The sequence below is a fragment of the Bacteroidales bacterium genome, assembly GCA_021157585.1.
In the GTDB taxonomy this organism is placed as follows: Bacteria; Bacteroidota; Bacteroidia; order Bacteroidales; family UBA12170; genus UBA12170.
In genome coordinates, this window is sequence record JAGGWH010000081.1 from 19,081 (window position 1) to 43,094 (window position 24,014).

A 24,014-nucleotide genomic window follows, 5' to 3' on the forward strand; every position below is an offset into this window, starting at 1 on the left:
TTCCTCCGGAAAATGCATTTTTATTTGAGGAGCTAAATTACAAAAAAATATTGTATGCATGCATACTATTTTTAATTTATGGAAAAATACATGTCATATCAGTAGACACAACAGTTACTCGAATAAATCTCTACATATAAATTACTTGTTTTTTTAATAGTTATAGACAATTTAATTATCAATTTAGTGTCTTAAATTATTATCACATTAATTTTCATCTTATCTTTGAGGAAAGCAAAATAAAATGAGTACATCGGCATATAATGCATTTTACAGCGCACAAAAACAATTCGATCAAGCAGCAAAAATTCTGGAATTAGACCAAGCCACTTGCGAATTGTTAAGAACTCCTATGCGTGAGTTTCATTTCAGTATTCCCATCCGTATGGATGATGGTAATATGAAAGTTTTTAAAGGATTTCGTGTGCAGCATAACGATGCACGAGGTCCTGCAAAAGGAGGTGTTAGATTTCATCCGCAAGAAACAATAGACTTAGTCAGGGCTCTATCTATGTGGGTGAGTTGGAAAACAGCGGTAGTTGATATTCCTCTGGGTGGAAGCAAAGGAGGTATTGTTTGCGATCCTCATAATCTTAGTCTTTTTGAACAGGAGCGCTTATGTCGCGGTTGGGTTCGTCAAATTATTAGAAATATTGGGCCTCAGTTAGATGTTCCTGCTCCGGATATTATGGCTACTCCTCAACATATGCTTTGGATGCTTGATGAATACGAAGTTTTAACAGGAACAAAAGCCCCGGGATTTATTACAGGAAAACCCATTAGTATGGGAGGAAGTTTAGGCAGAAAAGAAGCGACGGGATATGGCGTTATTATCACGCTTCGCGAAGCGTTAAAAGAATTAAATATGAATGCTTCCGAAACAACAGCCAGCATTCAGGGGTTTGGAAATGTAGGTCAACACGCTTTTGAACTATACACCCAAATTGGAGGAACAGTTTTAAGTGTTGCCAGCTGGTGTCATCAAAATCAATGCAGCTATACTTTCTATAAAAAAGACGGAATAGATTATAAGGAACTTAAAAGTATTACCGATCGCTTTGGAGGAATCGATAAGGAAAAAGCCTTGGCTTTAAATTATAAGGTTCTTCCAGGTGAGGATTGGATTGCTCAAGAAGTCGATATTATCATTCCGGCAGCCATAGAAAATCAAATAAGTATAGATAATGTGGAGCGAATCCATCCTAAAGTGAAAATTATTGTCGAAGGAGCAAATGGACCAACAACTCCTGAAGCAGCAGATATTATTGATGCAAAAGGATTGTTTACCATCCCCGATTTTTTGGCTAGTTCAGGAGGTGTAAGCTGTAGTTATTTTGAACAGGTACAAAGTAATATGAATTATTATTGGACCAAAGATGAGGTGTTAAGCAAACTGGATGCAAAAATGACTTCGGCCTATATTTCAGTGAGTAATTTTGCTCTAAAATACAAAGTCCCGATGCGGCAAGCTGCTTATTTAATTGCTGTAGATAGGGTAGCTCAGGCATCTAAAGATAGAGGTTGGGTTTAATCTAAAATCTATGGATAATATTAAAAACAATATAGCTCGCTTTAATCGTAATTTTTATCATCCGGAAAACAAAGTTACTTATATCGGAAATGGAGAATTTGGCGGAAAGGCCGGCGGATTACTTCGCGTTCACGAAATTTTAAAAGAACAATTTAAAAACGATAAATATCCGGAATTTGAAGCCGAAGTCCCAATTTTTACTACTTTGAGAACCGGAGTTTTTGATGCTTTTATGAAGCAAAATGATTTATATTCTGTAGCCTATTCAGATTTACCCGACGATAGAATTGCTCTTGCATTCCAAAAAGCAGAGCTTCCTTTTGAAGTTTTAGGTGATTTAAGAGCAGTTGCTGTAGAAGTAAAAAAACCTCTTGCCATACGCTCTTCAAGCCTTTTAGAAGATGCTGTTAACGAGTCGTTTGCGGGTATTTATAGTACGAAAATGACTCCGAATAATCAGTTAGATGCCGATAGTAGATTTAAAAAACTTATAGAAGGAATAAAATTTGTTTATGCTTCTACCTTTTTTAAGGCTGCTAAAGATTATATGAGAGCAACTCCTTATTCAACCGAAGATGAAAAAATGGCTGTTATTATTCAAGAAGTAGTTGGTAAACGTCAAGAAGACCTTTTTTATCCTGATATTTCAGGCGTTGGACGCTCTTATAATTATTATGCTTTTGGTAATGCCGATCCGAAAGATGGAATTATAAATTTAGCTGTAGGTCTTGGAAAGACTATTGTAGATGGCGGATTATCTTGGTCTTTTTCTCCTGCTTTACCTAAGCTCGATCCTCCCTTTGGTTCAGTAAACGAGATGATGAAAAATACACAAACTCGATTTTGGTCAGTGAATATGGGGAAGCCCGAGGCTTATAATCCAATAAAAGAAACGGAATATCTATTAGAAAATGATTTAACAGTTGCCGACAAAGGGAAAAATCTAAAATATTCTGCTTCAACATTAGATGCTAATTCCGGTCGCATTATTATGGGTATCGGAAAAAGTGGGCCACGTATTTTAAACTTTGCCCCTATTTTACGTTTAAACGAACCTCCTCTCAATAATTTTTTAAGTGACTTGATGCAACTTACAGAAAAGCATTATGAATCTCCTGTCGAAATAGAATTTGCGTTAAACTTTTCAGAAACAGGAGTTCATAAATTCGGCTTTTTACAAGCCAGACCAATGGCTGTTTCTTTTGATGAAGTGAATATAAGCGATGAAACTTTTTATAGTGAAAATACCTTAATATCTTCCAAGCATGTCTTAGGAAACGGCATAAATAAAAGCATTAACGATATTGTTTATTTAAAACCTGACTTCTTTGATACAACAAAGACTCAGGAAATAGCTTCAGAACTTGAAAAAATAAATACTGAACTTTTACAACAAAACCGAGAATATCTTTTAATTGGTTTTGGTCGTTGGGGGACTTCTGATGTATCAGCAGGAATTCCTGTTAATTGGGGACAAATTGCAGGAGCAAAAGCTATAGTTGAAGCAACATTGAAAAATATAAACTTTGAGCAAAGTCAAGGCTCCCATTTTTTTCATAATGTGAGTGGTTTTCAGGTGTTTTATTTTTCAGTTGATAGAATAAATGATAAACAAATAGATTGGGCTTGGCTGAAAGATCAAAAAAGCATAAAAGAAACTAATTATCTCCGTCATCTGAGATTAAACAAACCACTTAAAATAGAAGTTGATGGCAGAAGTGGTCGAGGAATAATTTTAAAACCATAAAAAAATGACTGAAAACAAACCTTTAGATCAGCTGTTAGGCGACCTACAAGAACGCGCTAAAGAACTAAATTGTTTATACAAAACACAAGAAATTCTTAATGAACCAAATATCGGTATTGAACAGGCTTGTTATGGTTTATTAATGTCTATTCCTCCAGGCTGGCAATATCCCGATATTTGTGAAGTAGAAATTAAAATTTCTCAAGGAACATATAAAACTTTTGGTTTCAAAGATTCAAAATGGACACTCACAGCAGATATTCAAGCACAAGAGAGGTCTTTTGGTCAGATTAAAGTAATCTATAACGAAATTCGACCAAAAGCATATGACGGACCTTTTCTCAAAGAAGAGTTAAAACTTATTAATAGTATAGCTGAAAGCTTAGGTTTGTTTTTATTGCACTTGGAATTAAAAAAAGTTTTTGAAAAGGATGCTAAAAGCGAACTCGAAAATAAAAAGAGTGATTGGAAAATAATTTTAGATATGCTCAGTCATACCGATCCTAAATTGCTAATTCGATTATCGCGTAAAATGATCAATACTCTTTGTTGGACGAATATTTGTGGAGCAGAGAAATTACTCGATAGTTTTAGCCCTTCTTTCAAAAGTAAAAATGAGTCAATAAAGGAAAGCAATGCTCCTTTTGAGCGTGTTGCCGATAACGATTTAATTGCTTTGAGCTATGAAGTTTTTGAGTTGGCTTCAAAAAATATCGAGCGTGATGATATTTTGAATTATATTAACAAATGGATTACCGAAGACCGCTCAGTATTCCTTACGGAAAAATTGGAAAATATGGGATCTTCATTGGAAGATATTAGTAATGCCGTAGAGCGTTTTTTCCATTTAGGACCTCAGGCATCGGAACTTTCTGAGCAACGCGACAAGAGTCTACGTATCGCATTGATAACGCGATTATTAACTAATCATACCGAATATATTGATGTTGCAAAAAATCATTTAAGCATTAATCACTTTAATGCTTTAATTCATCGTATTATTTACCCTTTAAACAGTCACGGGAAAATTGGAGGTAAAGGTGCCGGTTTATTTTTAGCACAGCAGATATTACAAGAAGAAAGCACAAAAAATACAAATCTTAAAGATATTAAAACGCCTAAAACTTGGTATATTGCTTCCGATGGTTTACTCAATTTTATGAGTTATAACAGTCTGGAAGATATATTAGAACAGAAATATAAAGAGATTGGATTAATTCGCCAGGAATATCCTTATGTCATCCATGTTTTTAAGAACTCCTCTTTTTCTCCGGAAATTTTAAAGGGATTAAATTTGGCTTTAGATGATTTTGGAGAAGTCCCTTTGGTAATCCGCAGTTCAAGCTTATTAGAAGATAGAGTAGGAGCTTCCTTTGCAGGGAAATACAAAAGTTTATTCATTCCTAATATCGGTAGTAAAGAAGAGCGATTGTCAGCTTTAACCGATGCTATTGCAGAAGTTTATGCCTCAATATTTGGCCCCGATCCTATTGAATACAGAGTGCAAAACAAATTACTCGATTATCACGAGGAAATGGGAATTTTGATACAAGAAGTTGTAGGAAATCAAGTTGGGCCTTATTTCTTTCCCGCTTTTGCCGGAGTCGGGTTTAGCCATAATAATTATCCTTGGTCAAGCCGTATCAAACAAAAAGATGGATTACTACGTATTGTTCCCGGATTAGGTACTCGTGCTGTTGACAGAACCAGTAACGATTATCCTATAATATTAGCTCCCGGACAGCCCAATCTGCGAGTAAATTCCACATCAGAAGAAATTATTAAATATACATCCAGATATATTGATGTTATAAATACTGAAAAGGGCGATTTTGAAACTATTGAGATTAATACTTTATTAAATGAATACGGTAATTTATATCCTGAAATCAGTAAACTTGTTTCTGTTGTTAATGCTGATCGTATTATCCCTGCCAAAACTTTTGATCTTGATTTTAAAGAAAAGGACTATCTGTTTACTTTCGACAGCCTAATTAAAAAAACCAAATTTATTAGTCAGATAAAAGCTGTTTTAAATATCTTGGAAGAAAAATATAAACTCCCTGTAGATATTGAATTTGCTCATAATGGAAAGTATTTGTATTTATTGCAATGTCGAGCTCAAAGTCAAAGCAGTGTTTCTAAGCCTATTCCTATTCCCGTTGATATTCCCATCGAAAAAAGAGTGTTTTCAGCAAGGCGATATATAACCAATGGCTTGATCTCAAAGCAAACACATATTGTTTATGTAGACCCAAGCGAATATGGACAGCTAACAGATTATCAAAGTATGCTAAATGTTGGAACGGCTATAGGGAGACTTAATCAACTGCTTCCAAAGAGAAAATTTATTTTAATGGGACCGGGACGTTGGGGCAGTAGAGGTGATATAAAATTGGGTGTTAATGTAAGCTATTCTGATATTAACAATTGCAGTATGCTTATTGAAATAGCCAGAAAGAAAAATGATTATACGCCCGACCTCTCATTTGGTACGCACTTCTTTCAGGATTTAGTAGAAGCTAATATTCGTTATTTACCGCTATATCCTGATGAAGACAAATGTATTTTTAATGAATCTATTCTAACAGAAACAGAAAGTATTTTTACGGATTTATTACCGGAATATACCGCTCTTTGCAATGTGATTAAAGTAATTGATATCCCTAAAATTTTTGATGGCAATATACTTAACATCGCAATGAACGCCACACAAGAAAAAGCTTTAGCGTATGTGAGTGGAGAGTAGGAGTTTGCTTACACTTGCCTAAGTTTAATAAAAACATATAGCTTATCAATCCTTCTTACGCAAGGAATATGATTATTTACATTTTCCTTTTAGATATTTATAAATCTCTTCTTGTGAACGATAGTTTTTTTCACCATTTTCAACCAGTCGGTATTGATTAATTTTATCCGGATGTAAAGAACGTGCCTTTACATTGTCTTTTTGCTGAATTTCCAACATATCAATCAGTTCAGCTTTTAAGTCAGGAGATTTTATAGGACAAACCACTTCTATTCTATGGTCAAGATTACGCGACATTAAATCGGCAGAAGCCAAAAATACTTCAGGATTTCCATCATTAGCAAAAACAAATATACGGGAATGTTCTAAAAAACGATCGACTATAGCAAAGGCTTCAATATTTTCCGATAAACCCGGAACGCCTGCTTTTAGAACACATATGCCACGAATATTCAAAGTAATTTTAACTCCCGCTTTGCCTGCTTGATATAGTTTATTTATAATTTTAGTATCGACAAGGTTATTTAATTTCAGACTTATTTTAGCTTCTTTTCCCGCTTTAGCATTATTAATTTCACGGTTAATCATTTTAGTAAAAAACGAACGTAATTTGAATGGAGCCACTAACAATTCGGAAAATGAAGGAGGAAGGTATTTTGCTTCAAAAAGATGAAAAACATTATTTACATCCTTACATAAGCCTTGGTCACAAGTAAGCAAACTGTCATCTCCATACACTTTTGCCGTAGATTCATTATAATTTCCGGTACTGATATTTGCATAATATACATTCTGTCCTTTTTCTTTTCGTCTGATTAGCAAAAGCTTAGAATGTACCTTAAAACCCGGAATATTTTGAATAACACGCACTCCTTCTTCTTGCAATTTCTGAGTCCACATAATATTGGCTTTTTCATCAAAACGGGCTTGAAGTTCTAAAAATACCGTTATTCTTTTTCCGTTTCTTGCAGCATTAATCAGAGCATTCATTATTTTAGATTTCTTTGCAACACGATAAAAGGTCATTTTAATATCACGAACTTTTGGGTCTATAGCTGCTTGACGAACTAAATTTATTATATGTTGAAAGCTATGATAAGGATAATGTAAAAGGATATCTTTCTCTTTTATCAGTTTAAACATATTTGTATTCGGCAAAATTGCCGGATGACAAAAGGAATCCATTTTATTAAAAATTAAAGACTTTTCTCCTCCTGAAGCAGTAAGAATGGGAAAATCCATAAAATCTTTAAAATTATGATAACGCCCACCTGCTCTCAGCGTATCGCTTTGAGTAATTCCGAATTTATTTAGTATTTTTTTTAAAAATTTATGATCAACAGTTTTATCATAAACAAAACGTACGGTATCTCCCTTTGTTCTTTGTTTAATACTTTCGTTCATCGTCTCTAAAAAGCTCTTAGACAGGTCGCTATCTATATCTAATTCCGCATCACGCGTAAATTTCATTATATGAGCTTCAAAAATATCGAAGCCAAAAATTCCAAATATACTTTTTAAGTTTCCTCTTATTATATCGTCAAGAAAAATAATATATTTCTTTTCTCCTATTTGTGGTAATTCAATAAAACGCTTTATTTCTTCGGTAGGTAATTCTATCAATGCAAATTTATCTTTCCGCAGCTTTTTGGTATCCATCATCTTTACTGCCAAATAAATATGCTTATCCTTAAAATAAGTCAAATTAGAAATAGTATCAAGCATTAATGGTGACAAAAAAGAGCGTATATTTTCTTGAAAATACTGCTCTACAAATTGTTGCTGCTCAGTATTAAGCTCTTTTTCGTTTACGATAAAAATATTATTTCTTGCCAATTCTTCTAAAATATCGTGATAGGCTTTTGTAAAATACACTTCCTGGTCGGCAACAATTTTATGAATTTCTTGAAGAGAACGTACAGCATTGCGTTTTTGAGCAGGAGCAATTCTTTTATATGCCTTCATTCTGTTGAGAGTAGCTACACGAACACGATAAAACTCATCTCTATTATTTGAAAAAATACCAAGATATTTTAGTCGCTCTAAAACCGGATTAGAGGTATCCATAGCTTCCTGAAGTACCCTTTCATTAAAGCTTAACCAGCTTACTTCTCTATTTATGTAGTTTTTAGTACTCATAGCATTGACTGAACTTATCTTTTTTACATAACGTCTGAAAAATAAGAAGCCTGCCTTCTTGCTTTTTCATCCTTTCTCTTCTTATTCTCCCCCCTTTTCTCTCTCTTATCACTCTGTCTTTGCTTCAGACCGAGCTGCACCATTCTGAGTATATTGAAGAGCCGAAGCACCTTCTATCAATCGCCCATTCTCGCAAACATAAGTAGTAGCCGGAAACATTTCGAAAAGAGAATAATCGTGGGTAGCCATTAATACGGCACAATCGTTTTTGCTAATATCAAAAAGAAGTTTCATAATTCCTTCTGAAGATTGGGGATCAAGATTTCCTGTTGGCTCATCGGCTAAAATAAGTACGGGATCGTTTATAAGAGCTCTTGCTATTCCAAGGCGCTGTTGCTCACCGCCGGATACTTGATGCGGCATTTTATAACCTTTATTTTGAAGTCCGACTTTTCCCAAAACTTCCGCAGCTTTTTCTTTCATTGCTTTTTTGTCTTTCCAGCCGGTAGCTCTCATTACAAAAAGCAAGTTTTCTTCAATATTACGATCTTGTAATAACTGAAATTCTTGAAAAACAATACCCAATTTTCTCCGTAAATAGGGAATTTCTTTTCTTTTTAACTTTTCTAGATTATAACCAACCACCTGTGCTTCGCCCGAAACAAAAGGTAAATCGGCATAAAGAGTTTTTAATAAACTACTTTTACCACTTCCTGTTTTTCCAATAATATAAAAAAAATCACCTTTATTTACTTTTAAAGTTACTTGTTTAAGTACCAAATGATCCTGCTGAAAGACATCAAAATTTTTAATGTCTACTACGGTATTTTCGTTCATTATTCTGTTGTTTTAAGCAGCTAAGTTAGCTGTTTTTTCAAAATCTCTATTACATATTTATTTCTATACTCTCTAATAAGATAAGTCAGGCGTAAGGACTGTCTTATAGAAAGTAAAATAGATGATGAGATTTTGAAAAATAAAACTAAAAAAATAATAGTGTTTTTCTTAATTATTTTTTCTGTTTAAAAACCCACTTCCAATAAGTGCTAATCCACCAAAAATAAATAACATAGACAGAAAGGCAACATCTTGGCTAAGCCATCCTAAAGCAGCAATACCGTTTGCAACAAGTATTCCCACTCCAATTGCCGACATAAAAATACCTGTTCTTAAGGCTGTATTTTGGTGATTTTCATTTTTAAAAGTGTTGGGATCGAGACCTTTATTAATAAGTGATAGGCGAATCTTTTTTTGATTCCCTAAATAAACTAAAATGATGATGAAAAGGAAAAATCCTAAAGGGACTAATACTCCGACAGAAAATAAATCCATAGTGTTGTGTTTAAGGTTTGTAATATTTATTGGCTACGGATTTAAGACGCAGAAAAAACACTCCGGTTACATTAAATAATTCTCTTTACGGAAGAACATTTTTTAAATATTTAAGACAAAATATATACATTAAATCTTATAAAGCACCCTCCATTAATTTATATAAATCCCTCTTTTTAATGAGCTTTTTAACGTATTCATCACAGTCCGCATCGAGCGATAATTCCCGGTCTTCTTCAAGAGCGCAAGTCCTTTGTGCGATAAGCTGAAAAATAAATGTACTTTTGCCGCAAATTTTATACTAATGCAACTAAAAACTGCACAAGATGTTGAAATAATGGCTCCTGTTGGTTCTTACGAATCATTAATGGCAGCTATACAAGGCGGTGCAAACTCCGTATATTTTGGAATAGGGAAACTAAATATGCGTTCCCGTTCGTCTAAAAACTTTACTGTTGACGATTTAAAAAAAATCGCCGCTATTTGTAAAGAGAATAATATCCGTACTTATATAACCCTAAATACGGTTATTTACGATAAGGAATTAGACGAAATGAAAGCTATAATTGATGCGGCTAAAGCTAATGGCATTACTGCTATTATTGCTTCCGATCAATCGGTTATTCATTATGCTTTTTCGCAGAAAATGGAAATTCATATGTCAACCCAAGCAAACATAACCAATATTGAAGCCGTAAAGTTCTACTCTATGTTTGCCGATGTTATGGTAACAGCTCGGGAGTTAAACCTACATCAAGTAAAAGCCATTACCGATACCATTGAAAAAGAACAAATAAAAGGACCTTCGGGTAATTTGGTACAGATTGAAATTTTTTCTCACGGTGCTTTATGTATGGCTGTTTCGGGAAAATGCTATTTAAGTTTAGATTTGATGAACTCTTCTGCTAACAGAGGAGCGTGCTTACAACCTTGCCGACGGGGTTATGATGTAAAAGATCGCGATAGTGGTTTAGAATTACATATTGATAACGAATATATCATGTCTCCCAAAGATTTAAAAACAGTAGATTTTCTCGATAAAATTCTTTTTGCCGGTGTACGTGTATTAAAAATTGAAGGTCGTGGTAGATCGCCCGAATACGTTAAAAAAGTGACTCGTGTGTATCGCGAAGCGGCTAATGCCTATTTTAGTGGAGATTTTACAAGAGAAAATATAGAGCGTTGGAATGCTGAATTGGATTCTGTTTATAATCGTGGTTTTTGGGATGGCTACTATTTAGGAAGAAAAATAGGAGAATGGGCAGAGCGTTATGGCTCTCAAGCAACACGTAAAAAAGTATTTCTTGGAAAAATAACCAATTATTTTACTAAGCTTCAAGTAGCAGAATTACAGATAGATACCAACGAGCTAAATGTTGGCGACGAAATAAATATTGTAGGTCCAACCACTGGTGTTTACGAAGATATTATAAAAGAAATACGGTTGGAGTTAGAGCCAGTTGAAAAAGCTAAAAAAGGTGATGCCGTTTCTTTTAAAACAAAAGACCTTGTTAGACGTGGCGATATGGTTTACAAACTTATTGATGTGATTGATCCGTTTTAATTTGATAATTTGGTGAACATCGACAGGTTCAGTTTGCTAAGCTTGAGGCTTTCCACCTTTCCCGAGTTTATCGATTAAAAAGGTTTACCCTGATTCTTCTTCATATTCTGTTTTAAGTGTCCTAAAATAATACTTACTTTAGCTTGTTAATTTATTAAGATGAAAAATTATCAAACAGAGTTTCTTTCTCAATATATCAGTAATCTGCGTATCAGTAAAAGCATATCTCGATTAGCATATCAGGCAGGAAATACATTGTATTTAAATAATCAATGTGTTTTGCAAAGCAGAGAAGGTGAGCATTTTGCTTATATAGTTGAGGATAATTATCAGGATTTTAATACCGATATTTATTTTGATGACAATGAGAAAAAAATTGAGTTGCAATGTAATTGTAATGCAGAAGGTTTTTGTTCTCATAAGGTTTCGGCATTAATGCAATTGCACGAAGATTTAAGTCAGGAAACTAATTCCGAACTAAAAGAAGGGATGAAATATACTCGCGACGGGATGATAAAGCGCGTTATGGCCGAACGTGAAAAAAAAGCAAAGACAGAAAAATTTCAACTCGATTTTGCTGATAATATTTATGGCGAACATTTAATTACAAACCAAAGAAATAAAACCTATAAGCTTACTTTTTATGATTTCGACGAAAAGATAGGTTATTGTTCTTGTCCCGACTATCACACCAATAAATTAGGAAGCTGTAAGCATTTGATTTATGCTTTTGACGAATTTCAAAAACAGTACACTAATAAAACATTACCCATACAGGATTTTCCTTTTTTTGAAGTTTTTCTGCATCCCTTAAAAGATTATAGAATATCTTGGTTTTATCCCGGAAAAATACCTTTAGAAATTCAAGAACTCGTTAATAAATATTTCAATGAAGAAAAACAAATATTAGACAAGCAGCTCATTCAGTTTCAGGGTTTTATTTCCGAAGCTCAAAAACATAAGTTTATAAATATCCGTCCCGAAGTTATAGCAAAAGTTAATAAAGCAATTGAAAGACAGTCGTTAAACGAACTGAAAGCAAAAACTCCTTTAAATTTTGCAAAGCTCGAAATAAGTTTAGCACCTTATCAAAAAGAAGGAATAGAATTTTTGGTTTTTAATAAAAACAGTATTTTGGCCGATGAAATTGGTTTAAAAAAACCTTTACAAGCAGTTATTGCCGCACACTTTAAAAAAGATATTTTTGCTTTTAAATCAACATTAATTATTTGTCCTAATTCGCTTATTCCTCAGTGGCAACAAGAGATACAAAAAGTAGATAAAGAAAGTTCGAGATTGATAAAAAATAGTGCTGATTTGGCATTTTCTAATAATGTTTATTTTAAAATTTTAGGCTTAGACGATTTTTTGCAACAACAGCTTGCTTTTGAAGATTTATCATCAGACTTAGTTATTATTGATGAAGCACAAAATATTAACAGCTTTGATTCGGATTTAGTACCTATTATCCGAATGTTAAAGTATAAGGAATTGATTATTATAACCGACAGTCAGCCTGAAAATAATCTAATGCAGTTTTATACTCTCGTGGGTTTGGTAGATAATACCTTACTTACTCCTCTTTGGGAATTTTCTTATCAGCATTGCCTTTTCGACTCTCAAGTACTCGATAAAATTGTTGGATATTATAATCAAGAAAAAATTGTAAAACGTCTTGAAACAATTTTACTTCGACGTAAAAAAGAGGACGTATCAGATCAATTAGTAAAACCCGATTCAGAGATTAGTTCTGATACTCTTATTAATTCACCTGTATCATTACAAAAACAATCCCCTAATCTAGTACGCAAGCAGTTGAGTGCCGATAAATACCGACAGAAAAGAAAATCTCTTATTGGTCAAACATCTCTTTTTCCTCTCAGACATGAAAATAAAACAATAAGTTTAAGCGGAGAGGAGCATAAGGTTTTTGAGACTCCAACAATTAAAAATGTAAAATCCGATATAGAAATAGAAAAACTCTTGCAAAATGCTCAAGCTTTTTTAGAAGGATTATATACTTTGCAAACGGGTAAAAAATTACCTTGGAAAAAAAAGAATATAGATTTAAAAATTAATAAAGACGAGGTGGTTTTGCGTATAAAAAGGTAATTATTGCTACAGTTAAATCTCTATCCAACTCAGCATAAATATAGTTTTGTTCTTTAATAGCAAGCTGTTGAAGAGCAAGAAACTTAACTTTTCTAATTTAACATTTAAAAAACCGTCTATTTTTTTTGTATATTTAGAGATTGAAATTGCCAATAATAACAAAAAGGCAAAGAGTATAAAATTATAGTAGTATGGGTATAAGAAAAAAAGCTTCATTACTATTTATTACGATATTTGTTACGGCTTTTGTTATAGTAGGTATTTCAACAATTTTTATAGTTAAAAAATATATCATTGAAGTTGTTTCTAATAATCTTAAATCAATTTCTGCAATTCAGTTAACTCGTATTGAAAGTATAAATGCACAAAATACCGAAAGATTAAATCTTATCTCAAGCAGAACGCAACTAAGAATAAACCTTGATAATTATAATAAAAACCATCAAGAAAAGTATCAACGAAAAATGAATACTATACTTGAAGATGCAAGATTGTCGGTTAACGATTTTGATCAAATAAGTATTCTGAATTTAAGAGGAGAAATTGTTGCTTCAACGGACAGCACTCTTTTAGGCGAAAAAGCAAACATAAACGATACGGTTTTTATATTGGCACAAATACAAAATATTACCAATGTATATAAGTTCGACGAAAATAATAACTTTAAAATTCATTTGTATGGTCCGTTAGTTTATAAAAATAAAATCATAGGACTTACACATATTATTGCTTCTTCTGGAAAAATTAAAAAGTTTGTATCCGACTACTCCGGTTTGGGTTTTAGTGGATATACTTCAATATTGTTTATAGATAAATATAATGGCAATAAGCCAATACTCTCTCCCCGAAGAGAAGATTCGTTGTTTCAATTTAAAATTGTTAATAGAGAAGAATTAGGTCAAATATCGAAATATACACTTGATAAAAAAACAGGAATATTTCAGAGCATTACAGATTATAAAAAGGCATTGGTATTTACAAGTATTGAATTTAGTGAAGATTTGAATATTGGTTTATCGGTTAGGATGAGTGAAGAAGAAGTTTTTGGTCAATTAAAAAAACTCATATATGTATTTATTACAGCAATAGCAATAATGATTGTTATTTTAATTTTAGTAATTAATTATAGCACAAAACTGATTAGTGAGCCAATTATAAGATTAACCGAAAAGGCCGATTTGATTACTAAAGGCAATTTGAATCAACAAATAGAAGTAATTTCAAAGGATGAAATAGGCGTATTGGCAAAATCTTTAAACACTATGCTTATACACCTTCGTCAAAGTATTTACGAAAGAGATATTAATATCCGTGAACGCGAAAAAATAGAAAAACGTTTAATAGAAGATTATAAACGTTATGAAACCCTATTTAACTTTGGTGCAGATGCTATTTTTGTGCATCCTTATGCAGAGTCGGGGTTTAAAAATTTTATTGAAGTAAACGACATTGCTTGTAAAATGTTTGCTTATAGTAAAGAAGAATTTTTAAAACTAAGCCTGGTCGATATCTCTAGTCAATTTGATATTAAAAAGAGAGGTGATAAAATGGAGCATACCAATCTTAACGGATCACAAGATAAAATTTTTGAAACAACGATGGTGAAAAAATCAGGAGAGGAATTCCCTGCAGAAATTAGCTCTACTCTCTTTGATTATCAAGGACAAAAAGTCATAATGTCGGAGGTACGAGATATTACAAAACGCAAAAAAATTGAAAAAGAATTAGAAAAATACCGTGTACAATTAGAAAAATTAGTAAAAGATAGGACTAAAGAACTGGAAGATAAAACCTATAAATTAGAACGTATTAATAAACTGTTTGTAGGAAGAGAGCTGAAAATGAAAGAGTTAAAAGAAGAAATTGAAGCCTTGAAAAAGAGAATAGGCGAATAAGAAACCTTGGACTTTATAAAGTGTTACTACTCAACAAAATACAGAAGATAAATGATGAAAATTAAAGGCATAAAATCAATGAATAATTTTTTCGCGTTTTTATTTCGCTTATTCAGGATAAAAAACCTGACTGTATATCAACTTACTCTTAGTACACTTATTATTACTACTGTTTTTACTGTTGGACTAATTTTTACGGTTTGGACTTATACCGAAACTCTTAGAGTTAAAAGCAGAGTAAAAGCATTAAAAAAGACTTCGTTTAATCAACAAAAAGAAGAATTAAAAACTGAGGTTAAGCAACTTATTTTCTATTTGGAATATATACAGAGAGACACTGTTTATTATACAACAGAAGAACTAAAAAATAAAGCTTTATTATATTTTGAAAATATACGTTTTGGAAACGATGGCTATGTCTTTATAAATACTTACGATGGTTTTGCCCTTCTCTTTGACGGACAAAGAGTGGATAAAATCAAAGATGTTAACGATCTTACAGATCCTTCCGGTTTTAAAATTTTCAAAAAAGAATTAGAATTAGCAAAGCTCCCCGATGGAGGCTATTTCCAATATTTATTTAAGAAAATTTATGATGATAAGCCTTACTCTAAACTCTCTTATGTTATAGGTTTTAATAAGTGGAAATGGATAGTTGGAACAGGTGATTACCTTGATAATATTGAAGAGGAAATAGCCCTATTGGAAAAGGATTTGGAAAAGGATATGCATCGTAATATTTTTACCGCTTTGGGTATTTTAATGGTGATTTTAGTGATTCTAATTTTATTGGCCTGCTGGCTTGCTCATTGGATACAAGATCAGTTTAATAAATTTGTTCTTATTCTAAAACCATCATCCTTAAATGAGGGTGATAATCTATCTATTGACGATATTTTTATTCGTGAATTAAAAATAATTGGACTCGAAATAATTCAAGCTGAAGAGTTAGCCAAAAAATTTGGAGATATTATCAATCATTCCTTGAATGAAATATATATTTTTGATCAAAACAACTTGAATTTTATTCATGCAAATCACGGAGCAATAAAAAATTGCGGCTATTCCTTGGATGAGTTGAAGCTTATGACACCTCTCGATTTGAAGTCGGAATTAAATTATCAACAATTTATGAATTTGATTGCACCATTGATTGAGAAAAAAACAAATCATATTCATTTTGAAGCCATTCATCAACGAAAAGATAAAACTCTTTACCCTGTAGATATTAACCTTACACCTTCTCTTTTTAATGACAAACCTGTTTTTGTTGCTTTTGTATACGATATTACTGAAAGAAAAGAAGCAGAAACTAAATTGCAGTTAAGTCAGCAACGCTATTCCAATCTTTTTGAAAATGCACCCATATCTTTGTGGGAAGAAGATTTTACCGATTTAATAGAATATCTGAATGCTCAATTAAAAAAGTATAAGCTTCCTATAGAAGAGCTTTTTGAAAAACATCCAAATATTTTGCCTGAGTGCGCATCTTTAATTAAAGTAGTTAATGTAAATAATAAAACTATAGAACTTTTTGAAGCCCAAAATAAGGAGGAGTTATTAGGTAATTTGAATATTCTATTTACCGAAGCATCTTTTTCTGTTTTTAAACAAAGTCTTTTAGCTCTATATAGAGGGGAAAAATATTTTAGTAGCGAAGGAGAAAACCGTTCTATAAAAGGAAAAAAACTTAATGTCCTCTTGCGTTGGTCTTTCTTGTTTAATAACGATAAAGAACTTACACAGAAAGTAACAGTTTCTATTATAGACGTAACTGAATTGAGAAAAAAAGAAGAAAATCTCAATGCTAGCGAAGCGCTATTTCGCAATATTGTAGAATATTCTTTTGAAGCTATAGGATTAATTGATAACAATTATACATTTACCTATGCCAATAATAATTTAGCAAAACTTTTTGGCTATCCTTTAAATGAAATAATAGGCTTTAACTTTAAAAAATTCCTATCTGCAGAAAGTTTGGACTTGGTTGTAGATAGATATAGACGCAGACAAAAAGGAGAAAATGTTCCACCACAATACGAAATAATTCTTTTAACGAAAAATGGTAAGAAAGTTTATGCTAAGCTATCGTCATCGGTTATTTTTAGTAAAGGTAAAAGTCTTCAAACTCTTGTTCAGCTTATTGATAATACCGAAGGTAAAAAAATAGAGGAAGAGCGTAAAAGATACCGTTTACAGTTGGAAAAAACAGTGGAAGACAAAACTTTCGATTTAAAAGAAAGTCAAGTGGCACTTTTAAATTTAGTAGACGATTTGAACATAGAATCGAAAAAATTGATGAATGCAAACAAACGTCTTGAAGAAATTAACGAAGAGCTCGAAACGTTTACCTATTCTGTTTCTCACGATTTAAAAGCACCACTTCGAGGAATTGACGGCTATAGTCAGCTATTACAAGAAAGTTATAATAATGACTTAAGCTCGGAAGCTCAAGGGTTTTTAGCAAACATCAGAAAAAGCACTCAGCAAATGAATGTTCTTATAGAAGATTTGCTAAGCTATTCTCGTATGGAGCGTCAAATGTTTTTAAATGAAGATGTTAAGCTTAAAGATTTAATCGATAATATTTTTGAATTTTATATTAAAACAACTCATAAGGCTACATTTATTAATAGTGTATCCGAAACACTCATTATAAAAGCGGATAACGAAGGTTTAAAATTAGTGCTTAGGAACTTAATAGATAATGCGGTTAAATTTTCTTCAGAAGGTAAAAAAACCAAAATAGAGATTGGATGTATCGAAAAGGATACGCATTGGATTATATTTGTAAAAGATAATGGTATAGGTTTCAATATGAAATATCACGATAGGATATTTAAAATATTTCAACGTTTGCATTTAGCCGAAGAATATGACGGAACAGGTGTAGGCTTGGCCATAGTTGCAAAAGCAATGCAGAGAATGAACGGGAAAATTTGGGCAGAAAGTGATATTGGAAAAGGAAGCTGTTTTTATTTGGAGATTGGGAAATAAAACTTTGTAGCTTAGAGGTAAAAAAACAATCTACAATAAAACCTTAGCGACTTAGCGAGAAATAATATCACGCAGAGACGCAGAGACGCAAATAAAAAGACAGAAGATATAGACGCAAAGAAAAAGACAGAAGATATAAATAATAAAAAACTTAGTGTCTTAGGGGTAAAAAAAGACAAGCCATAAAGACACTATGGCACAAAGAAAAAATAGTAAATAGCGTAGATTTAGAGATTAAATAACAAATCCCAATAAAATGACAAAACAATACAATAGTTATCCAATTTTACTTGTTGAAGATAACCCGGTAGATGTTGATTTGACTTTACGAGCATTTAAAAAACGTAATTTAAACAATCCTATTCAAGTTGCGCGCGATGGGGAAGAAGCCCTCGCCTATATTCAGAAATGGGATAACGGAGATCAAGTTCCGGTTGTTATCTTACTCGATTTAAAAATGCCAAAAGTAGAGGGTTTAGACGTACTTAAAGCCCTTAAGACTCATCATAAGTACAAGACAATACCAGTAGTAGTTCTTACAACCTCATCTGACGATAAAGATATCGAAAAAGCATATAAACTTGGAGTAAATTCGTATATTGTAAAACCTGTAAACTTCGATAAATTTATGGATGTTGCAGATCAAATACAGTTATATTGGAACGTTCTAAATGAATCGTTGATTTAATATTTTAAAAATGTTTTAAATTTTAATAGCACCAGATAATCCCAATGAAAAAGATACTTTTACTTGAAGATAATATAATTGATATTGATTTAATAAGTAGGGAAATAAAAAGTTATTGGCCTGATGTTGATTTAGTAGTTGTAAGTCGAATAGCAGATGCTAGAAAATTACTTATGGGCGAAGAAATATTTGATATAGCTCTTTTCGATTTAAAATTACCCGATGGAGATGGCATGAGTTTGCTTATTGATCTTAGATTAAACAAATACTCTTCTCCTATTATTATTCTTACGGCATCCGGTTCTGAAGAGTTGGCAATATCAGCTTTAAAATCAGGAGCGAACGATTATATCTCAAAGAAACCGGGCTTTTATAAAAAAATTCCTCAACATATAGAGTTTACCTTAAAACAAGTTAGAGAAAATCAGCAAAGCCTGAAAGTTTTGTATGCAGAACATCATAAAAGTGATGCTGATCTTACATATCGTTACTTAAAACAACATGCTCCCCATATTCATTTAACTCAAGTTTTTACCGGAGACGAAGTGTTGGAACACTTATCAAATAATAGGAATGCCATTTGCGATTATGATGTGCTTATGCTTGATTATAACTTATCAGGATTAAATGCTTTGGAAATAAGTAAGCAAATCCGACAGGAGCAAAAGCTTTCAATTGCTATTGTAATTGTAACGGGTCATGGTGATGAAGATGCCGCAGTAGAAGCTCTTAAAATTGGTGTTGATGATTATCTTGTTAAGCATAAAAATTATTTATTTCGGTTACCATCCGTTTTAACAAGTGCTTATCGCCGAAGAGAACTAGAACGTCAGCAGATAATTATTAAAAAAAGCGAAGAACGGTTTAAACGTTTGTTTGAAAGCCTTGGTGACGCTGTATATGTTACTCAAATTGGAGGTAAAAATATTGGCGATATATTGGAAGTTAATCCTGCAGCTATTAAACAGTCGGGTTATTCAAGAAATGAATTATTAAAAATGAATATTATTCGTGATCTTGCAGTACCAAATTCCGGTACCGAGATAAGTTCAGAAGATTCGGATAATAAATTACTCTCGGGAAAAACAGTATCTTATGTTGAGAAAAAAAGAAGAAAAAACGGAGAAGAATATTGGACGGAAATAATAATAACTCCCATTGAATTTAAAGGGTATCTTGCGGGCTTATCAATAAATAGAGATATTACAGATCGTAAAATACAAGAAGAAAAACTCATAATAGCCTTAGATGCAGCTAAAGAAGCCGATCGTATTAAAACGGCTTTTTTAGCAAATATGTCGCATGAATTACGAACTCCTCTAAATGCCATTATTGGTTTCTCCGATTTAATAGATATTAATACCGATCCTAAAGATAGTGCGGAATTTGCAAAACATATAAATAGAAGCGGTTTAAGTTTATTAGATATTGTAGACGAAATTTTTGAAGTTACCTTAATTGAGCGTGGTCAGCTAAGTATTAACAAAACACAAAAGCCTGTCTATGTTTTTATAGATGATATTTATCAAACAGTCTTAAACCGACAAAAAAATCTCGGATTATCAAAGGTTATTATAGAGAAAGAAATGAATGGGATAGACCAATATACCATTGCCTTTACTGATTTTAATATATTGAGACAGGTATTTATAGCTTTATTTAGTAACGCACTTAAATTCACATCCGAAGGCTTTATACGTTTTGGTGTTTTTTCTTCCGAAAATAAAAATGAGTTGGTGTTCTTTGTTAAAGATACAGGAATAGGCATTCCAAAAGAAATGCATGAAAAGATTTTTGAACGCTTTCGGATAGGGGATGAATCGCGAACCAGAAAATATTCGGGTATAGGTATAGGATTATATATAAGCTATAGGCTTATAAATATTTTAGGTGGTAAAATATGGGTGGAAAGTGAATTAGGAAAAGGAAGTACATTTTATTTTTCTATTCCTTAACAAATAAAATTATAGCAGATAAACAATAGGTTATTATGGGAAAAGAGATTGTTATTTTAATAGTAGAGGATGAGTCGCTTAATACAGAGCTTTTTGAAGTGCTTTTAAAGCGTAAGAACTTATCTTATTTGTTAGCTGAAGATGGGCTGGAAGCATTGGATATGTTTGAAAAACATCCCGAAATAGACTTAGTTCTATTGGATATAAAAATACCTAATTTGAATGGCGAAGATGTACTTGTAAAAATGAAAAAACTTCGACCTGATATTCCTATTGTTGTTCAAACAGCCTATGTTTTTGAAGAAGACAAAAAACGTTTTTTTGATATTGGAGGCGATGATTATATTTCTAAACCTATAAATAAAGAGCTTCTTTATGATATTTTAAGTCGTTGGCTGAATATTGATATAAAGTAGATACATTGGTATTTTCCTGAATAACTACCGTTTATTATTAACGAAATGTACTGTGTTAAAAACAAGTAATTTACTGCGAAATCAAGCTTTTAACAGCAAATACCATTTTTTGATTATCAGAATAACGCAAACTATAAATGGGTATTTTAGCTATCCAATCTAAAAAGAAACGCGCATTTTTTTCTTCTGGCGAAAGCCAAGCATCCACAACTAAATACTGAAAAGCTTTATGTCTGTCCATCTTTCTTAATTCAAAATCCACATCTTTGGTAAACTGAATAAAAACCAAGGCTTTTATTTTTCTTGGACTATTTTTTATAAAAGATGGTGCTAAATACCTAACCGTTTTGTTCATTGCTTTCAACTCATATTCTTTAGCTTTCAAGAGCTCGGGAAAGCGTTTTGATAAAAACTCTAAAGCTTGTTTTTTAACCGATATTGCTGCGGGAAATGTTAGAACCTTGGCATTAGTATCAATAGGGACAAAATCATCTGCAATAAGCGATAATCCGCTTGCTAAAGCAATAGCCGAAGCTGTACTTTTTCCGTTTCCCGAATCACCTAAAAATAAAACACTATTTTTATCATCGCCAATGGCAGATGCATGTAAAACACCTAACCAATCGTTTTCTTTTTTTGCATAGGCATAATTTAGCAATGTCATAAACACCTGTCCTTTTAAAATATGATCTTCATTAAAAGCCCAAGAACCTATACCATTTTCATTAACAAATAGGTGATAAGCATTATGACTCACAAAAATTTTAAGCACTATGGGATTCTCTATTTTTTCGGTATTTTGCAGATGAGCAAATAGCGGATGAAACATAGTCTCAATTTTTGCATCGCCATAACAAAACTCAAAATTTGATGCTTGAAAAGAGTAAGTGTAGCGACTAAAAAAAACAGTTTCAGCCCTTATGCCTTCTGCTAATTTATTTCGCTCTTGTGGTTCTCTTGTTAACTCTTCAGTAGTAATTTCATTAATAGCTTTTACACTTTCCGATGCTTCTTCTACAGAAATATTAAATTTCTTGGCACACCACTCCATGGGGAGTATTGTTGATTTTTGTATTTTATCAAAAACTAAAAAAGCCTCTTCTTCCAACTGCAAATATGTATTTGCTTTTTTAAACCAAATCCATCTTTTGTTTTCTACTTCTTTTACTAAATAATCTGCCATTTGTTTTTGATTCTTTTTTACACAAAAAAAGGCCATCCTTTTAAGACAGCCTTTTAATCCTTTAATCTTCCTTGTTTTTTGTTGACCCACTAGGGCTCGAACCTAGACTCTTCTGCACCAAAAACAGACGTGTTGCCAGTTACACCATGGGTCAATTGCGAAATGCGAGGCAAAGATACATTTTTTTTGAAAAAGGTAAAGAAAAAAAAGAAAAATAAAGTAAATATTTTTTGCCTGAACCTTAAAATTATTTTCTACTAAACAGCAGGCTTAGCAAGTGCCACAGCTGCTAAAGCAGCCATTTCTTTGTCAAAATGGAATAAGCCTCCCTGACTATTTCCTGCTAATTTCAGCTTATCTAAAATATCGCGTGCTCCGGCTTCTTCTTCAACTTGTTCCTGAATATACCATTGTAAGAAATTAGATGTTAAGTAATCTTTTTCTTGCATACAGACTTCGTACATAGTGTTAATCATGCCTGTAACCTTTTCTTCATGAGCAAGTACTTCACTAAATACATCAAGAATATTATTCCAATTGTTTTGTGGTGCGAGTAAGCTGTCAGTAATGGCATTACCACCTCTTTCGTTGACGTAATGAACAAGTTTAATCATATGCATACGCTCTTCTTCGGCATGTGTATAAAGATATTTTGCACTACCGGCAAAGCCATTTCTTTCGCACCAAATAGCCATTGCAAAATATAAGCGAGAGGCATGTTCTTCGGCATTAATTTGTTTATTAAGGCTTACTTCAACATTTGTATTTATCATTTGTCTTTTTTGATTTTATCTTACTTTTTTAGTTGAATTTTATGCTTTTAAGCACTTTTTAAAGCTTCTGCTCCACCAACAATTTCTAATATTTCACCTGTAATTGCAGCTTGGCGAGCTTTGTTATACTGTAATTTTAAATCTTTTATTAACTCTGTTGCATTATCCGTTGCTTGAGACATAGCTAACATACGCGCTCCATGTTCGGCAGCAAAAGAATCAAGCAAGGATTTATAAAATTGCACTTTTAAAATTGTTGGAATTAATTCCTCAACAATTTCTTCTTTGCTTGGTTCAAACAGATATTCTCTTTGTATTGCATTTCCGGCTTTGTTATTTTCGGAAGCTACAGGTAATAACTGTTCTGTAGTTATCACTTGAGTTGCGGCATTTTTAAAATGATTGTATATTAAAATAATACGATCGTATTTTTTACTCGCATAATCTTGCATTAAATCTTCGGCTAAGGGAAAAACATTATCAAAGCTCAGCATATTAAATAATTCATCATTATTTCCAATATACTTAAAATCTTTTTTTGAAAAATGATCTGTAGCCTTTTTTCCAATAGTCATTATGTCAACATTTCCGGCTGCATTCAAATCAGCATAATCTGTATTGAGCAACTGCTGTGTGGCTTTAATGATATTGCTGTTAAATGCGCCACAAAGACCTCTGTTAGATGTTATAGGTATAAGTAAAACGTGTTTTAAATCACGTTCTTGCCCGTAAACGCCCTTGTTATCTTGATCTAAGCTAGCGGTGAGGTTTTGCAAAATTTCATTCAATTTCGCAGCATAAGGACGCATATTGTTAACGGCATTTTGGCTTTTCCTCAACTTAGAAGCGGCTACCATTTTCATGGCACTGGTAATTTGTTTGGTTGAGTTAACCGAATCAATACGTGTTCTTACATCTTTTAAACTAGGCATG

Annotated in this window: 16 protein-coding genes and 1 tRNA gene; 10 read left to right on the plus strand and 7 right to left on the minus strand. The window is 32.5% G+C overall.

The features are described from left to right. The first annotated feature begins 244 nt into the window (after positions 1–244). The 3 genes from J7K39_05440 to J7K39_05450 are packed head-to-tail and all read left to right on the plus strand — an operon-like array spanning position 245 to position 6,027. Complete coding sequence (locus J7K39_05440; protein MCD6179329.1) at positions 245–1,531, plus strand: Glu/Leu/Phe/Val dehydrogenase; 1,287 nt, start codon at positions 245–247, stop codon at positions 1,529–1,531. Between the two features lie 10 nt (positions 1,532–1,541). Further along, positions 1,542–3,278, plus strand: coding sequence for a hypothetical protein (locus tag J7K39_05445; GenBank protein ID MCD6179330.1), 1,737 nt, complete (start codon positions 1,542–1,544; stop codon positions 3,276–3,278). 4 nt (positions 3,279–3,282) lie between these two features. Further along, complete coding sequence (locus J7K39_05450; protein MCD6179331.1) at positions 3,283–6,027, plus strand: PEP/pyruvate-binding domain-containing protein; 2,745 nt, start codon at positions 3,283–3,285, stop codon at positions 6,025–6,027. Positions 6,028–6,099: 72 nt separating this feature from the next. Here the strand turns inward: J7K39_05450 and ppk1 are convergent, their stop codons facing one another. From ppk1 to J7K39_05465, 3 genes are all read right to left on the minus strand, one after another. Beyond that, positions 6,100–8,166 (minus strand): polyphosphate kinase 1, encoded by a 2,067-nt coding sequence (ppk1, locus tag J7K39_05455; GenBank protein ID MCD6179332.1) that lies wholly within the window; start codon positions 8,164–8,166, stop codon positions 6,100–6,102. 108 nt (positions 8,167–8,274) lie between these two features. Beyond that, the gene (locus J7K39_05460) at positions 8,275–9,003 is read right to left on the minus strand and encodes an ATP-binding cassette domain-containing protein (GenBank protein MCD6179333.1); all 729 of its coding nucleotides are present in this window, start codon (positions 9,001–9,003) and stop codon (positions 8,275–8,277) included. A gap of 168 nt (positions 9,004–9,171) precedes the next feature. After that, positions 9,172–9,498, minus strand: coding sequence for a hypothetical protein (locus tag J7K39_05465; GenBank protein MCD6179334.1), 327 nt, complete (start codon positions 9,496–9,498; stop codon positions 9,172–9,174). 337 nt (positions 9,499–9,835) lie between these two features. Between J7K39_05465 and J7K39_05470 the strand changes: the two genes are divergently transcribed. The 7 genes from J7K39_05470 (at position 9,836) to J7K39_05500 (ending at position 21,125) form a co-directional block, all read left to right on the plus strand. Beyond that, positions 9,836–11,062, plus strand: coding sequence for a U32 family peptidase (locus tag J7K39_05470; GenBank protein MCD6179335.1), 1,227 nt, complete (start codon positions 9,836–9,838; stop codon positions 11,060–11,062). Positions 11,063–11,221: 159 nt separating this feature from the next. Further along, positions 11,222–13,174, plus strand: a complete 1,953-nt coding sequence (locus J7K39_05475) for a DEAD/DEAH box helicase (GenBank protein MCD6179336.1) — start codon at positions 11,222–11,224, stop codon at positions 13,172–13,174. A gap of 191 nt (positions 13,175–13,365) precedes the next feature. Further along, positions 13,366–15,069: a PAS domain S-box protein gene (locus tag J7K39_05480; GenBank protein ID MCD6179337.1), complete on the plus strand. Its 1,704-nt coding sequence runs from the start codon at positions 13,366–13,368 to the stop codon at positions 15,067–15,069. 51 nt (positions 15,070–15,120) lie between these two features. Further along, on the plus strand, positions 15,121–18,066 hold the full coding sequence (locus J7K39_05485) for a PAS domain S-box protein (GenBank protein MCD6179338.1): 2,946 nt from the start codon (positions 15,121–15,123) through the stop codon (positions 18,064–18,066). 256 nt (positions 18,067–18,322) lie between these two features. After that, positions 18,323–18,754: a response regulator gene (locus tag J7K39_05490; protein MCD6179339.1), complete on the plus strand. Its 432-nt coding sequence runs from the start codon at positions 18,323–18,325 to the stop codon at positions 18,752–18,754. Between the two features lie 44 nt (positions 18,755–18,798). After that, positions 18,799–20,709 carry a response regulator gene (locus tag J7K39_05495; protein MCD6179340.1) on the plus strand — a complete coding sequence of 637 codons (1,911 nt, stop codon included), beginning with the start codon at positions 18,799–18,801 and terminating at the stop codon, positions 20,707–20,709. A 35-nt stretch (positions 20,710–20,744) separates the two neighbouring features. After that, positions 20,745–21,125, plus strand: coding sequence for a response regulator (locus tag J7K39_05500; protein MCD6179341.1), 381 nt, complete (start codon positions 20,745–20,747; stop codon positions 21,123–21,125). A gap of 70 nt (positions 21,126–21,195) precedes the next feature. Here the strand turns inward: J7K39_05500 and J7K39_05505 are convergent, their stop codons facing one another. The 4 genes from J7K39_05505 to atpG form a co-directional block, all read right to left on the minus strand. After that, the gene (locus J7K39_05505) at positions 21,196–22,308 is read right to left on the minus strand and encodes a hypothetical protein (protein MCD6179342.1); all 1,113 of its coding nucleotides are present in this window, start codon (positions 22,306–22,308) and stop codon (positions 21,196–21,198) included. 81 nt (positions 22,309–22,389) lie between these two features. Continuing rightward, a tRNA-Gln gene (locus J7K39_05510) sits at positions 22,390–22,462 on the minus strand. Between the two features lie 103 nt (positions 22,463–22,565). After that, positions 22,566–23,081: a ferritin gene (locus J7K39_05515; protein ID MCD6179343.1), complete on the minus strand. Its 516-nt coding sequence runs from the start codon at positions 23,079–23,081 to the stop codon at positions 22,566–22,568. A gap of 47 nt (positions 23,082–23,128) precedes the next feature. Beyond that, positions 23,129–24,013 (minus strand): ATP synthase F1 subunit gamma, encoded by an 885-nt coding sequence (gene atpG, locus J7K39_05520; GenBank protein MCD6179344.1) that lies wholly within the window; start codon positions 24,011–24,013, stop codon positions 23,129–23,131. Position 24,014: the final 1 nt, after the last annotated feature.

What these genes read in the sequence shown, in the direction of transcription:
- J7K39_05440 (MCD6179329.1), top strand. Translation starts at nt 245, where the DNA reads ATGAGTACATCGGCATATAATGCATTTTACAGCGCACAAAAACAATTC.
- J7K39_05445 (MCD6179330.1), top strand. Translation starts at nt 1,542, where the DNA reads ATGGATAATATTAAAAACAATATAGCTCGCTTTAATCGTAATTTTTAT.
- J7K39_05450 (MCD6179331.1), top strand. Translation starts at nt 3,283, where the DNA reads ATGACTGAAAACAAACCTTTAGATCAGCTGTTAGGCGACCTACAAGAA.
- ppk1 (MCD6179332.1), bottom strand. Translation starts at nt 8,166, where the DNA reads ATGAGTACTAAAAACTACATAAATAGAGAAGTAAGCTGGTTAAGCTTT.
- J7K39_05460 (MCD6179333.1), bottom strand. Translation starts at nt 9,003, where the DNA reads ATGAACGAAAATACCGTAGTAGACATTAAAAATTTTGATGTCTTTCAG.
- J7K39_05465 (MCD6179334.1), bottom strand. Translation starts at nt 9,498, where the DNA reads ATGGATTTATTTTCTGTCGGAGTATTAGTCCCTTTAGGATTTTTCCTT.
- J7K39_05470 (MCD6179335.1), top strand. Translation starts at nt 9,836, where the DNA reads ATGGCTCCTGTTGGTTCTTACGAATCATTAATGGCAGCTATACAAGGC.
- J7K39_05475 (MCD6179336.1), top strand. Translation starts at nt 11,222, where the DNA reads ATGAAAAATTATCAAACAGAGTTTCTTTCTCAATATATCAGTAATCTG.
- J7K39_05480 (MCD6179337.1), top strand. Translation starts at nt 13,366, where the DNA reads ATGGGTATAAGAAAAAAAGCTTCATTACTATTTATTACGATATTTGTT.
- J7K39_05485 (MCD6179338.1), top strand. Translation starts at nt 15,121, where the DNA reads ATGATGAAAATTAAAGGCATAAAATCAATGAATAATTTTTTCGCGTTT.
- J7K39_05490 (MCD6179339.1), top strand. Translation starts at nt 18,323, where the DNA reads ATGACAAAACAATACAATAGTTATCCAATTTTACTTGTTGAAGATAAC.
- J7K39_05495 (MCD6179340.1), top strand. Translation starts at nt 18,799, where the DNA reads ATGAAAAAGATACTTTTACTTGAAGATAATATAATTGATATTGATTTA.
- J7K39_05500 (MCD6179341.1), top strand. Translation starts at nt 20,745, where the DNA reads ATGGGAAAAGAGATTGTTATTTTAATAGTAGAGGATGAGTCGCTTAAT.
- J7K39_05505 (MCD6179342.1), bottom strand. Translation starts at nt 22,308, where the DNA reads ATGGCAGATTATTTAGTAAAAGAAGTAGAAAACAAAAGATGGATTTGG.
- J7K39_05515 (MCD6179343.1), bottom strand. Translation starts at nt 23,081, where the DNA reads ATGATAAATACAAATGTTGAAGTAAGCCTTAATAAACAAATTAATGCC.
- atpG (MCD6179344.1), bottom strand. Translation starts at nt 24,013, where the DNA reads ATGCCTAGTTTAAAAGATGTAAGAACACGTATTGATTCGGTTAACTCA.